Source organism: Aequoribacter fuscus, from assembly GCF_009910365.1.
GTDB lineage: Bacteria > Pseudomonadota > Gammaproteobacteria > Pseudomonadales > Halieaceae > Aequoribacter > Aequoribacter fuscus.
Window position 1 is genome coordinate 2,395,717 of sequence record NZ_CP036423.1, and the last position, 12,573, is coordinate 2,408,289.

Annotated in this window: 13 protein-coding genes and 1 other RNA gene; 4 read left to right on the top strand and 10 right to left on the bottom strand. The window is 53.8% G+C overall.

Annotated features, from left to right (window positions below):
• Nucleotide 1 precedes the first annotated feature (1 nt).
• The 9 genes from mraY to rsmI form a co-directional block, all read right to left on the bottom strand.
• The gene (mraY, locus tag EYZ66_RS10720) at nucleotides 2-1,084 is read right to left on the bottom strand and encodes a phospho-N-acetylmuramoyl-pentapeptide-transferase (RefSeq protein WP_009575673.1); all 1,083 of its coding nucleotides are present in this window, start codon (nucleotides 1,082-1,084) and stop codon (nucleotides 2-4) included.
• Nucleotides 1,078-2,427 (bottom strand): UDP-N-acetylmuramoyl-tripeptide--D-alanyl-D-alanine ligase, encoded by a 1,350-nt coding sequence (locus tag EYZ66_RS10725; protein ID WP_009575672.1) that lies wholly within the window; start codon nucleotides 2,425-2,427, stop codon nucleotides 1,078-1,080. Before EYZ66_RS10725 ends, mraY begins: the two co-directional genes overlap by 7 nt.
• On the bottom strand, nucleotides 2,424-3,887 hold the full coding sequence (locus EYZ66_RS10730) for a UDP-N-acetylmuramoyl-L-alanyl-D-glutamate--2,6-diaminopimelate ligase (RefSeq protein ID WP_009575671.1): 1,464 nt from the start codon (nucleotides 3,885-3,887) through the stop codon (nucleotides 2,424-2,426). Before EYZ66_RS10730 ends, EYZ66_RS10725 begins: the two co-directional genes overlap by 4 nt.
• Complete coding sequence (locus tag EYZ66_RS10735) at nucleotides 3,880-5,625, bottom strand: peptidoglycan D,D-transpeptidase FtsI family protein (RefSeq protein WP_009575670.1); 1,746 nt, start codon at nucleotides 5,623-5,625, stop codon at nucleotides 3,880-3,882. The genes EYZ66_RS10730 and EYZ66_RS10735 overlap by 8 nt, the downstream gene beginning before the upstream one ends.
• Nucleotides 5,618-5,887: a cell division protein FtsL gene (gene ftsL / locus EYZ66_RS10740; RefSeq protein WP_009575669.1), complete on the bottom strand. Its 270-nt coding sequence runs from the start codon at nucleotides 5,885-5,887 to the stop codon at nucleotides 5,618-5,620. Before ftsL ends, EYZ66_RS10735 begins: the two co-directional genes overlap by 8 nt.
• Nucleotides 5,884-6,801: a 16S rRNA (cytosine(1402)-N(4))-methyltransferase RsmH gene (rsmH, locus tag EYZ66_RS10745; protein ID WP_009575668.1), complete on the bottom strand. Its 918-nt coding sequence runs from the start codon at nucleotides 6,799-6,801 to the stop codon at nucleotides 5,884-5,886. The genes ftsL and rsmH overlap by 4 nt, the downstream gene beginning before the upstream one ends.
• A gap of 8 nt (nucleotides 6,802-6,809) precedes the next feature.
• Complete coding sequence (gene mraZ / locus EYZ66_RS10750) at nucleotides 6,810-7,265, bottom strand: division/cell wall cluster transcriptional repressor MraZ (protein ID WP_009575667.1); 456 nt, start codon at nucleotides 7,263-7,265, stop codon at nucleotides 6,810-6,812.
• 301 nt (nucleotides 7,266-7,566) lie between these two features.
• An RNA gene (gene rnpB, locus EYZ66_RS10755) (RNase P RNA component class A) lies at nucleotides 7,567-7,910 on the bottom strand.
• Between the two features lie 26 nt (nucleotides 7,911-7,936).
• Complete coding sequence (gene rsmI, locus EYZ66_RS10760; RefSeq protein ID WP_009575666.1) at nucleotides 7,937-8,782, bottom strand: 16S rRNA (cytidine(1402)-2'-O)-methyltransferase; 846 nt, start codon at nucleotides 8,780-8,782, stop codon at nucleotides 7,937-7,939.
• 42 nt (nucleotides 8,783-8,824) lie between these two features.
• Here rsmI and EYZ66_RS10765 point away from each other — a divergent pair, with 42 nt between their 5' ends.
• Genes EYZ66_RS10765 through EYZ66_RS10780 form a run of 4 tightly spaced genes read left to right on the top strand, consistent with a single transcriptional unit; the run spans nucleotide 8,825 to nucleotide 12,164 of the window.
• Nucleotides 8,825-10,594 (top strand): penicillin-binding protein activator, encoded by a 1,770-nt coding sequence (locus EYZ66_RS10765; protein ID WP_009575665.1) that lies wholly within the window; start codon nucleotides 8,825-8,827, stop codon nucleotides 10,592-10,594.
• Nucleotides 10,595-10,621: 27 nt separating this feature from the next.
• Nucleotides 10,622-10,969 (top strand): YraN family protein, encoded by a 348-nt coding sequence (locus tag EYZ66_RS10770; RefSeq protein ID WP_009575664.1) that lies wholly within the window; start codon nucleotides 10,622-10,624, stop codon nucleotides 10,967-10,969.
• A 20-nt stretch (nucleotides 10,970-10,989) separates the two neighbouring features.
• On the top strand, nucleotides 10,990-11,595 hold the full coding sequence (locus tag EYZ66_RS10775; RefSeq protein ID WP_040816553.1) for a D-sedoheptulose-7-phosphate isomerase: 606 nt from the start codon (nucleotides 10,990-10,992) through the stop codon (nucleotides 11,593-11,595).
• The gene (locus EYZ66_RS10780) at nucleotides 11,592-12,164 is read left to right on the top strand and encodes a BON domain-containing protein (RefSeq protein ID WP_040816551.1); all 573 of its coding nucleotides are present in this window, start codon (nucleotides 11,592-11,594) and stop codon (nucleotides 12,162-12,164) included. The genes EYZ66_RS10775 and EYZ66_RS10780 overlap by 4 nt, the downstream gene beginning before the upstream one ends.
• On the opposite strand, the gene EYZ66_RS10785 is transcribed toward EYZ66_RS10780, so the two are convergent.
• On the bottom strand, nucleotides 12,165-12,569 hold the full coding sequence (locus tag EYZ66_RS10785; protein ID WP_009575661.1) for a ClpXP protease specificity-enhancing factor: 405 nt from the start codon (nucleotides 12,567-12,569) through the stop codon (nucleotides 12,165-12,167).
• Nucleotides 12,570-12,573 lie beyond the last annotated feature (4 nt).

The window sequence follows — 12,573 nt, forward strand, 5'->3', positions numbered from 1 at the left end:
CCTACCTCAACTTCAGGGTCGCAAGACCAAACAAGACCAACATGACTGTGATAATCCAGAAACGCACGATAACTCTGGGCTCCGGCCATCCCTTCAACTCGTAGTGATGATGAATGGGCGCCATTCGAAACACGCGTTTACCGGTGAGTTTAAACGAGGCTACCTGAATAATGACCGACACAGTTTCCAGTACGAAAATACCACCCATAATGAAGAAAACGATCTCGTGCCGAGTAATCACCGCCACACAGCCCAAAGCGGCGCCTAGGGCCAGCGCACCAACATCGCCCATAAAGACTTGGGCTGGGTAGGTGTTGAACCACAAAAACCCGAGGCCAGCGCCGGCAACCGCGCCACAGAAGACTGCCAATTCTCCGCTACCCGGGACGTAAGGAATCAGCAAATATTCCGCAAAGTCCACTCGCCCTGTCAGGTAGGCGATAATACCCAGAGCGGATCCCACCATGACCGAGGGCAAAATAGCGAGGCCGTCGAGGCCGTCAGTTAAATTTACGGCATTGCTGCCACCGACAATGACAAAGTAGGTCAGCACAATCGAAAACCAACCTAAAGGTACGATCCAATCCTTCAGGAACGGCACATACAGTTCGGTCATTGCATCCAGACCCGAGAAGGCGTAGAGATAGTACGCCGCGGCCAATCCTAATACCGATTGCCAGAAATACTTCCAGCGCGCAGGCAGGCCGCGCGAATCGCGTTCGACGACTTTTCGATAGTCATCGACCCAGCCCACAATACCAAAGCCTAGAGTGACTAATAGGGTTACCCAAACATATTGATTCTCGAGGTCACCCCACAGCAAAGTGCTCAGCGCAACCGAGCTTAAAATTAAAATACCCCCCATAGTGGGTGTTCCAGCTTTGACGAGATGCGTTTGTGGGCCGTCATCGCGAACCGCTTGGCCGACTTTTAAACGATGTAGGTAGCGGATCGTCGCTGGACCGGTGATCAGTGCAATGGCAAGGGCCGTTCCGGCCGCTAATATGCTGCGCAGCGTTAAATAGCCGAAGACTCGAAACGAGGTATCAAATTGGCTTAAGTACTCGCTCAACCACACTAGCATGCTGCACCCCCAAGCATCTGCAAATGAGAAGCAACACGATCCAACCGCGCACTGCGCGACGCCTTTACTAGAATCCAATCGAACACGGGTACGCTGCGCAATTCATCTATGATGGCCTGAGTATCGGCAAAGTATCGCAGTCGGCTATCTGTTAAGTCAGGCCAACTCGCACCGCTCAACCAAATCTCGTTCACTGATCCGGCGAGCGCTTGCTCGATAACTTGCCGATGATACTCGTCGCTATTTACACCCAACTCAGCCATGGGTCCTAGTATGGCGAGACGCGCCCCCGGGCTGCGCTCCAGCGCCGCTAAAGCCTGACGCATCGCTTCAGGGCTCGCGTTGTAAGAGTCATCCACCAATGTCGTTTTATCTGACAAGATGATTCGAGCCAGACGCCCTTGAACGGCCTGAACAGAGGCCACCTGTGCAACGATCGTGTCCAAGCTCATACCGCAGGCCAAACAGGCCCCGACACTGGCCGCGATGTTAGACGCGTTGTGGGCGCCGACTAAACCAGAAACCACCTCGCACTCGCCTGCCGGGGTTCTCAATCGCAGGGCAAGGCCTGAAAATCCGCGGTCAGACACATCCAAGATCTGAATATCATTGGCTTCAGAGTAACCAAAGGTCACTATCTTGCCGGCCGCTCTAGTTTGCCAAGCACTCAAGTAAGGTGAGTCTCCAGGCATAACAGCAACATCGGTCGGTTTCATACCGTCAAAGATTTCACCTTTGGTCTGCGCTATCACGTCAATCGACCCAAAGGTTTCCATATGAGCTGGGAGCACCGCCGTTAGAATTCGCACATTGGGTTCAACCAGAGCACACAAATAGGCAATATCACCCTTAAAGCGAGCACCCATTTCCACCACGGCAAATTGATCCTCTGGGCCCAGCTCTAACAGGGTGAGAGGCACCCCAATCTCGTTATTGTAGTTTCCCTGCGTCGCACTGGTGGCACCCTGTGCACTCAGGATATGGGCAACTGTCGATTTGACAGTGGTCTTTCCGGCACTTCCGGTTATACCCACAAAGGTCGCGGCAGACGATTGGCGGACGCTTTTTGCCCATTCAGCTAGCGCAGACAAGCAATCTTCAACTCTAATCTGCGTGATCTCAACCGGCACCCAACGTTCGACGAGGGCAGCCACAGCGCCTCGCGCACGAGCCGCTTCGACATAGTCATGTCCGTCGGCTTTGTCACCTTTGAAAGCGACAAACAAATCACCCGACTGAACATGGCGCGAGTCGAAATTCAAACCTTGAATATACGCCGCTGAACCACGAGTTTGAGCGTCCAGCAAGAAGGCTAACTGATCAGAGGAAATACGGGTGTTCATGCGCATTTCCTCAAGTTCAAAGCGGCTTGCGCCACTTCCCGATCCGAAAAAGGAAACGCAACATCGCCAATAATCTGCTCGGTCTCGTGACCTTTGCCTGCGATTACCAGTGTGTCACCAGGGGATGCCGCCATGATGGCCGATTCAATGGCGACTGCGCGGTCTTCTATGACCAAACGTGCATGGGCGCAGCCAACTTGAATATCGTCTAGTATCTTAGAAGGGTCCTCCGCTCTTGGGTTGTCACTGGTCAACACCACCCAATCGGCGCCCTCTGCCGCAGCCCGCCCCATCAATGGACGTTTCGATTTATCGCGATCGCCGCCACAACCAAATACCACCCATAAATCGTTTTTGACGGTAGGTCTAAGCACCTGCAACACCCGCGCGATAGCATCAGGCGTATGCGCATAATCGACGTAAACGGCCACATCGCTGTCCAAACCAACGCGCTCCAGCCGACCTGGGACACCCCGCAGTCGTCCAGCGGCAGCGACTAAATCCTCAAAACGCAGACCTTCCGCCCGCAGCATAAACAGCGCCGTTAGCGTATTGCGCAAATAAAACTCACCCACCAAGGGCAACCGCAGGCGATATTCAAATCCGTCGAGTCGTACCGTCGCCGTCGTACCGTCAGCGTCATACTGAGCGACAACCACTGCATCAGCGTCAGCAACTTCGCCCAAGGTAAACCCTAACACCTGCACGTTAGCGGGCACTTGCGGTCGCAGAGCACGCACCTCAGGGTTATCCAAATCCAGTACCACTGCACGCAACCCCGATAAAGCCAGAATTTGGGCTTTCGCGGCAATGTACTCGGTCATCGTGCCGTGATAATCCAAGTGATCTTGGGTGATGTTCGTGATCGCCGCAGTGGTAATATTCAACCCCGTCAGGCGATGTTGCACCAGACCATGTGACGAGGCCTCGAGAGCAGCCCAACGCACGTTCTGCGCCGCCGCTGAGGCCAGAAACCGGTGAATTTCAACCACATCCGGCGTAGTATTGCTGCTGGGACTGAATCCGGTGGGCAGCTGAAAACCTAAGGTTCCAACCGTCGCCGCGGCTTGGTCGAGCTCTCCCAGCAACTGCGCCAGTAACTGCACCGTCGAGGTTTTACCGTTCGTACCCGTTACTGCAAGCGTTCGCAGCTCCTGCTTGTCCGTTTCAAAAAATCGCATCGCGACAATACCCGAGATAGCTCGCACATCGCTCACCACCACCAGCCCGATATGGTCGGGTAAATTCATTTCCTCGTCAGCGATAATTCCGCTGGCACCGCGAGCTACCGCATCGCTCACGAAATCGACACCTCGATGCGTATGCCCAGGCACCGCGATGAATAGGCTACCGAGCGATGCAGCGCGACTGTCCGTTACAATGCCTGTAATTTTCGCGTCGCGAACACAGTAACCCAGATCTGCGCACAACTCTGACAACATGACGACACGCTCAGCCATCGCTTGACTCCCCTGCCACCGACTGTCGTGCTGCGGCTAACTGAATAACTGGGGACTGCTGATTGGGTGCCTCACCCAAAATTCTCAACATCGCGGCCGTCATGTCGGCGAATACTGGCGCTGCAATGGCTCCACCTCCAACCGACTCGCCTTTTGGCTCGTTAACCATGACAACCGTCACAAAGCGCGGATTCTCGGCCGGAGCCATACCAGCAAACCACGCGATATAACGCTTACGATCGTAACCACCGGCACCGGCTTTGTGCACAGTGCCCGTTTTACCAGCCACGCTAAAGCCTGGCACGTTAGCCAGGATGCCAGTACCACCCTTGGCTGTTACTGTACCCAGCATATCCCGCAGCTCCGACGCTATCGCAGGCGTTGTCACCGGCATCGCGGGTGGCCTATTTGCCTTAGCAGTAGCAACCAAGGTCAATGGCTGTAAGCGACCAGAGTTAGCAATGGCACCATAGAACGCAGCCAGCTGAGCCGGCGACACCGTCACACCATAACCAAAAGCGAGTGTCGCTTGCTCGATGTCGCTCCAGCGCGACTGCTGCGGCAACAGACCGGCCGTTTCACCAGGAAACCCAATACCAAGTGGCTGCCCAACACCAAAACGCTGCAACACCGGCAGTAGCGAATCACGTCCAATATCCAAAGCCAGCTGTGTGGTACCAATTTGGCTTGATTTTGCCAGAACGCCGGCCAGAGTGAGCTGCCCGTAATCGACCGGGTCTTTAAAGGTTTTACCTTGCACCACCATCCAGCCGGGGCTGGTATTAAAGACCGTGTCGGCGCTGTAACGCCCAGTTTCTAGCGCCGCCACCGCCGTCAGAGCCTTCAAGGTAGAGCCCGGTTCGTACTGATCAACGAACACTCGGTTACGAGCCGCGCTGGCCGAGAATGTACTGCGATCGTTAGGGTTGAAACTGGGGTAGTTCGACACCGCCAAAATCTCACCGGTATGACTGTCAATCGTAATTGCTGAGGCCCCCATGGCCTCAGATTTAGCCACGACAGACTGTAAGGCGCGGTATTGAACATACTGCAGACGCAAGTCGATACTAAGCCGCACATCGCGCCCGTCAGCGGCGGTTGACTCAATACCAACGTCGCGAATCGCCTTGCCAGAGCGGTCTTTAATGTATTTTTTCCGCCCAGGGGTTCCACTTAGCACGTGATCAAAGGCAAGCTCCAAACCGGATAGCCCCGTATCGCTGTCGCCCGTCAAACCGATCAGCTGCGCAGTCAGATCAGCCGCCGGATAAAAACGCTTATAGTCACGTTGTGCTACCAGACCAGGCATACCACTCGCCAACACGGGTGCTGCCTGTTCTGGAGTCACGTGTTTTTTGACATACATGAATTGGCGGTCTTGGTACTGCTGAAACCTGTGTTTGAGCTCTTTAACGTCAAGCGCCAAGAGACGGGCCAGGGTATCGAGATTAGAGACATCAAACTGCTGGGGATTTAAAGACAGGGTCAGCACGGGTGTCGAGACGGCTAAAAGCTGCCCGTTACGATCTAAAATCGCCCCACGATGCGCTGGAATTTGGGCGTAGCGGACGGTTCGCGCATCTCCCTGACTCTGTAAAAACTGTTGTCCCTGCTCGACATCCAATAACTGCAACATGGCCAAACGCCCTATTAAGGCCACCGCCAGAATCAGTAAAAAGGCAAGGCAAAGCAGAAAGCGCCAAGAACCCGCCTGGACTTCACCGGCAACCCTACTCACTGGGCACCACCCGTATTTGAGTCGGTGATGCTGCCACCATGTCCATGTCGGCACTGATATCGTCGACGCGATCCATGCGCGTGTACGTACTCAACTCGAGCAACAGGCGACTCGACTCGTCACGTAAAAACCACTGGCGACTCTCGGCTACCTGGAGCTGCGTGGTCACATTACGCGTTTGCTGGGTGACACCAATAACGGCAAACCCGCTCAACACCACAGCCAGTGCCAGCAATATGACTTGCCACAGTCGCAAACTCATTGCCGACGCTCCGCGATTCTAAGCACGGCACTCCGCGCTCGGACATTTGCCTGTACCTCACGCTCAGATGGCTTTATGGCTTTACCCACCAACGCCAAGGGACCTCGCATTGTGTCACCCTGCACGGGAACGCCGCGGGGGACTTTCGGCCCCTGAGAAGCCTTCCGCATAAATTGCTTCACCTTGCGGTCTTCTAAGGAGTGAAAGCTGATAACCGCCAAACGACCACTAGGTGACAAGCAATCCACCACGACGTCTAGCAGGACATCTAAGTCCTCAAGTTCTCGGTTAATCGCAATTCGCAAGGCCTGAAAGGTTCGAGTAGCCGGGTGCTTGTGTTTTTCCCAACGCGGATGCGCGGCTTTAACGAGCTCAGCGAGTTGCAGGGTCGTTGTGATGGGGCTGTCAGCGCGGGCCTTGACAATGGCGGCCGCAATACGACGCGCAAAACGTTCTTCACCATAGTCGCGCAGCACCGAAATCAAATCAGTCTCTGAGACCCCCTGCAGATACTCAGCTACCGTTTGTCCGCTCGAGTTATCCATGCGCATATCCAGAGGACCTTGGCGCTGAAAAGAGAAGCCACGCTCATCTTGATCTAACTGGGGACTAGAAACCCCCAAGTCCAGTAGCACACCATCAACACCCGCCCAACCTAATTGACGCAAGGCATCAGGCAAATCGGCGAAGCTACCGTGATAAACCGATACTCGACCGTCCTCAGCCGCCAAGGCCTGGGCAACTTCGATAGCTTGCGGGTCTTTATCCATCACTAGGACGGCAGCGTCATCATTCAGCAGAGCCAACAGCGCGCGTGTGTGACCTCCGCGACCAAAGGTGCCGTCGACATAGCGGCCCGACAAAGGGCCAACCAGCCCTTGCAGCGACTCTTCTAGCAATACCGACTCGTGCATCCTGACACCTACAGTGTGAGTGACATGAGTTCTTCCGGCAGCTCAGTATCGGCACCGGATTCCAACAACGCTTTATCTCGTTCGGACAACCACAAGTTTTCTGACCATATTTCCAGCTTGTTACCCTGTCCCACCAAGACCAGCTTCTTATCTAAGTTGGCGTACTCTCGCAGGGGGGCGGGAAGCAACAATCGACCATTCGCATCCATCTCTAAATCGGTGGCGTAGCCCAACGTGAGCCGCTGAAAACGTTTAACCGCAGGCTTTAAGGCGGGCAAAGCCTGAATTTGATCTTGAATCACTTCCCATTCGGGCAGAGGGTACAAGGCCAGACACGCCACCTGTGTATCGATGGTAATAACGACCTCACCAGAGCAATGGCCGAGCAGAGGCTCGCGATGCTTGGCAGGAATTGCCAATCGCCCTTTCGCATCCATATTGATGTGATGCACGCCTCTAAACACCGAAAACCGCCCCTTTTTTATCTCAGTAAATCCACAAAAAACCAGATTTACCCACTTTTCTCCACTTTGCGACACTATAGAGGTGCACGAACACCCCTGTCAAGGAGACGAAAATCGGAAAAATGTTGCTATTTCAGTCAATTAGCACCCTAGATCTAGGGTAGCGATGGATGCCAGCAGCATCTAATACTTAAGAATTTTCACGGATTAACACAACCCTAAGGCCATGTAGTTACATTCTACTTTAAGGGAAATCCAAAAAAAGAATAGAAATCTGATCTTTTAGCACTAAAAAGTATAAAAAAAGAGTCGGTCGATAAGCCGGGTTCTGTCGTGGACGATCATTCCTCTGCGACTGATGTCGCCATCAGCCTGTAGCGACCTACCCGAACTCACCGCGGGTCACGGCTAATGAGTTCCTATTTGGTCTTGCTCCAAGTGGGGTTTACCATCGCCAAATCTGTTACCAGATTTGCGGTGCGCTCTTACCGCACCTTTTCACCCTTACCAACCGAGGTTGGCGGTTTCCTTTCTGCTGCACTTTCCGTAGGCTCGCGCCCCCCAGGCGTTACCTGGCACTCTACCCTATGGAGCCCGGACTTTCCTCCAGAAGCAGAAGCTTCCAGCGATCGCCTGACCGACTCGCCGCGAGGTTACCCCGTGTCGGCGTTTCAAGCAACCGAATTCTTGTTGTCTAACAACCACTCGTACAAGGGCTTTTTCTTTAACCCCAGATAATCGGCCACCATCGCTGCAGCGACTTTGGGCGGTGCGTACTCAGCAATTTGACCCAACAGCTCTTGCTCCTGTTCGCCAAAGTCGGCTTCGGTCTGGTCGCTACCGCGCACCAGCACAACAAACTCTCCCCGCTGTTGATTGCTGTCTTGAGCCACGAATTCGACCAATTCACCTAAGGTTCCGCGCCGAATCGTCTCAAAGGTTTTTGTCAGCTCTCGGCAAATACAAGCCTCGCGTTCGGCACCATAAACCGCCACCGCATCCGCCAACATCGACACAATACGGTGAGGCGCCTCGTAGAAAATCAAAGTGGCCGCCTCAAACGCGAAACTCGCCAACCAAGAGCGTCTCGCGCTGTCTTTGGCCGGCCCAAAGCCAACAAACAAAAAGCGATCTGACGGTAAGCCCGCAGCCGAAACAGCCGCGATGGTTGCACTGGGACCAGGAATAGGCACGACTCGGATACCCGCGTCTTGCGCGGCGCGGACAAGCTGATAGCCTGGGTCTGAAATGAGTGGGGTCCCGGCGTCACTCACCAAAGCGCACGCACCGCCACCGTCGCAGATCGATCGTATTTTCTCAATCATCGCATCCGTTGAAGAATGCTCATGGTAAGTTGTCACTGAGCGTTCTATGCCGTGATATTGCAGCAATTTACGCGTGTGACGCGTATCTTCGGCAGCCAGTAATTCCACATCCTTCAGGATGCGCAAGGCGCGAAGCGTGATATCATCCAAATGTCCAATAGGTGTTGCTACAATATACAAACCCGATTCCAACGTATGCTCCTTAAATAGGGCGAGCTAAGCGCTAACGATACCATGAAGCACAATGCACTGCTCACATCACTGACTCTAATTGGCTTGAGCGTATTGCTTGCCAGCTGCGGCCAAACACCCAGCAAACCCAGCGTGAAGCCACAAGCGCAAATCGTAGCTCCTACGCAAGATGTGGTAGCAGAATTACCACCGCCCACCGAACCCGAACTTGTGGCCATGCGTGAAGCGCTGACTCAGGCAGAACTTGCCCTAGCTTCAGACCAACCCTACCGCGCGTTGAGTCTTGTCCAGTCTATTCAGTATCACGCGCTGACTAATGAGGAACAGTTACGAGGCGTCTTCTTACAAGCGCAGCTCGAGAGTCAGTTTGGCAGCTACACGCAAGCCCTAGAGCGCTATCAAAGTTTAAGCGGTAAAGATCTCAACATCCTCGGCGTAACAAGCACAGATATCAACCAACGCATTTATCGACTGGCTGTCCTACACCAAGATCACGCAACTATCGTGCGCTATGGCGTGAAATTACTTCTAGACAGCGAGAGCGAGAGCGAGACGCAAGCAAATCGACTCATGACTATCGCACAAGCACTGAGCTACTTGAACAGTGAGCAGCTAGCCGAAATCAACCGACTCTCAGGAAAGCCAGAGCAAACTCTTCTACGAAGTGTTGCCAACGCTAACGCACTCCAACGCAGAGACCTTGGTGCCGGCCTGTGTGACGCATGGAACAGCGTCAGCATTCCCGGCAACCCACTCGAAACCCTTTGCACTGCTGACAGTGATGTTCCGGCCAATAATAAGCTTTTAGTGGCACTCCCTCTTTCCGGTCGTTTACAGGTCGCAGGCGAAGCCATTCTTGACGGCATTATTTTTAGCCACTTAAGCAAGCAAAGCACGACCGAGCTTCACATTGTCGATACTCACGCCAATGATGACCAGGCAATTTTCCAACAACTACAGACGGGCCAATATACTGGCATGATCGGCCCACTCGAGAAAAACCGCGTGCAGGCCTGGCAGTCACTGAGCGCCTTAACCGACGCTCGCATTGTTTCACTTAACACGCCTGAACAAAGCGATAACACGATCAATACACAGCACTTTTATCAGTTCGCGCTCAGCCCCGAGGCTGAGGCGACTTACTTAGCGAACACAGTCTTCGCCTCAGGCGCACGTCGCGTTCTGATCATACGACCCCAGACCGACTGGGGCGCGCGGACCCTGCTAGCGCTTCGCAACCAATGGGACGCTCTTGGGGGAACCGAGATCGCAACGGCAACGTATCGCGGCCAAGAAGACTACGAAAGCAGTCTTCGTGTCGCTCTAGGCGTAGCCGACAGCGCGGCCCGGCGCAGAACTCTCGGAAGGCTGTCAGGCCTATCGATGCACCTACAGGCCCGACGGCGTGAGGACATTGACGCAGTCATCATGTTAGCGAGCACACCCGAAGAAGCGCGATCCATCGTACCCTTACTCGCATTTCACTTTGCCGAAGACTTACCCGTCTACACCGTATCAGCGGCCAACGATCTGCCACATAAGATTGACCACAAAGATCTCGATAAAGTTGTCACAGTGGACATTGCAAGCCTGCTGCCTATTCCCAACGAAACACCCGCTTCCGCCGCATTGGCACGCTTGACCGCATTGGGGATCGACGCCTACGACTTGAGCCAGCTGCCGGACCCTCAGTCGCCACTGAGATCGCTCTATCGCGGCGAAACGGGCCTGCTTTGGATCAATGAGCAGGGTTTTGTGCAGCGACAATGGAAAGTGCTCCAATACGATAGAGACGAACGCAAAACCCTGTAGCAGTCTGGTCCTTTTGGATGCACCCAGATGAACCAAGGACGTATTTACGAGCGGGCCGCCGAGAGATTTTTGTGCAAAGCGGGACTCGAACTCATCGAGCGAAACTTTAGGGGCAGCTACGGTGAAATCGACTTAATCATGCTCGACCGTAGAACCCTAGTATTCATCGAAGTACGGCAGCGCAGCAAGTCACGATTTTATTCAGCGGCGGCCTCGATCTCATCGAAAAAACGATCACGCATTGTGAAAACCGCACTGGGCTTCCTAAAAGATAACCCGATATACCGGGACAACTACTGCCGATTCGACGTCGTGGCCTATGACGATCCATGCGCCTCACCTCTCTGGATAAAAAGCGCCTTTACCGAAGAATAAAAGCAAGTGACAATAGGGGCATGACCGAATACGACCTTATCGCTAATCATTTCGCCAACACGCTGCAGAGCGTGGCAGAGCAGGTAGACTCGCTAGCGCCTGCCATAGAGGCGACAGGGAGCCTTATGGCCGACACCCTCTTGCGAGATGGAAAGCTTATTCTTTGCGGCTTAGGTCCTGATGCAGCTGCAGCACAACTACTGACAACGTACTTGATCAGCCGGTTTGAGCTCGAACGCCCAGCCCTACCAGCGATCAACCTCGCGCAGGGAAGCAGTACGACCACCGGCGTCATCGGCGCAAGCGGCGCCAACGACTTGTTCTCGCGCCAAATTAAGGCCCTAGGTCGCCCAGAAGATACCTTGGTCTGCATCGCCAGCCAGCAGTCGCACACGGCGCTACTAAGAGCAATCCAAACGGCACATGAAATAGACATGGCAGTCGTGCTTTTGTGCAATCATGAGCTTGGCGATTTAAGCAGTCTGATGAGCGGAAACGATGCCAGCATCACCATTCAGGGCGATCGGGCAAGCACAGTATTTGAGCTTCAGATCATGTGTATCCACAGGCTGATCGAGCTGATTGAACACACCTTATTCTTTAACAACATGGACGGAAATTTGTGAACAACGTACTCAAAGCAATATCACTGTCTTCACTTTTATGTCTCAGCGGCTGTGGCTCTATGCTCGCCAGCATGGGTTCCGAGCCGATCAAAGAAGACCCAACGACCAGAACCGTGGGGCAGTCGATAGAGGACAGCTCGATCGAAACAAAAGCCATTGTCAATATCAACGCAGCGGACGAAGCGTTCAAACAAGCAAAAATCGACGTCGATGTCTACAATGGCTATGTATTGATTACTGGCCAAGTGCCCACCGAAGCCCTCAAGCAAAAAGCGTCTGATGTCGTCAAACAAATTCCGAAGGTTCGTCGCATCTATAACGAACTTGAGCTCGCCTCCCCCTCGTCGCTGTTAACGCGATCGAGCGACGCCCTACTCGCTACCAAGGTAAAAACTGTCTTACTTGCTCGTGAAGATATTGAAGGTAACCGCATCGACGTCGTCGTCGAAAACGGCATTGTCTATCTTATGGGGCTTGCGTATCGTGTCGAGGGCGAGCGCGCCATTAACGCCGTATCGGACATTGGTGGCGTGCAGCGCGTTGTCAGTGTTTTTGAATGGCTCGACTAATTATTTAACGACTTTTAGGGCGGGCTTTTTAGGTTTCTCCACCAAGGAGTCTGCCCCACCGTTACTAGGACTCGGCGCAGGTGGCTCTGGGTCGAACATCATCCCTTGGCCGTTTTCTTTCGCATAGATGCCTAATACCGAACTCATCGGCACCCACACGTCCATGGGCTGCCCTGAAAACCGTGCGTTGAAACACACCGCGTCATCAAGCATGTTAAAGTCAACGACCGCGCCTGGAGCGATATTCAGGACAATACTGCCATCCTTAACGTAATCCTGCGGCACAACAACACCGGCACGCGTCGCGTCGACTAATAAATAGGGCGTACAATTATTATCGACAATCCAATCGTACAAAGCCCTAACGAAGTAGGGCTTGCTCGACGTCATGGTGTTGCGACTCATTGGC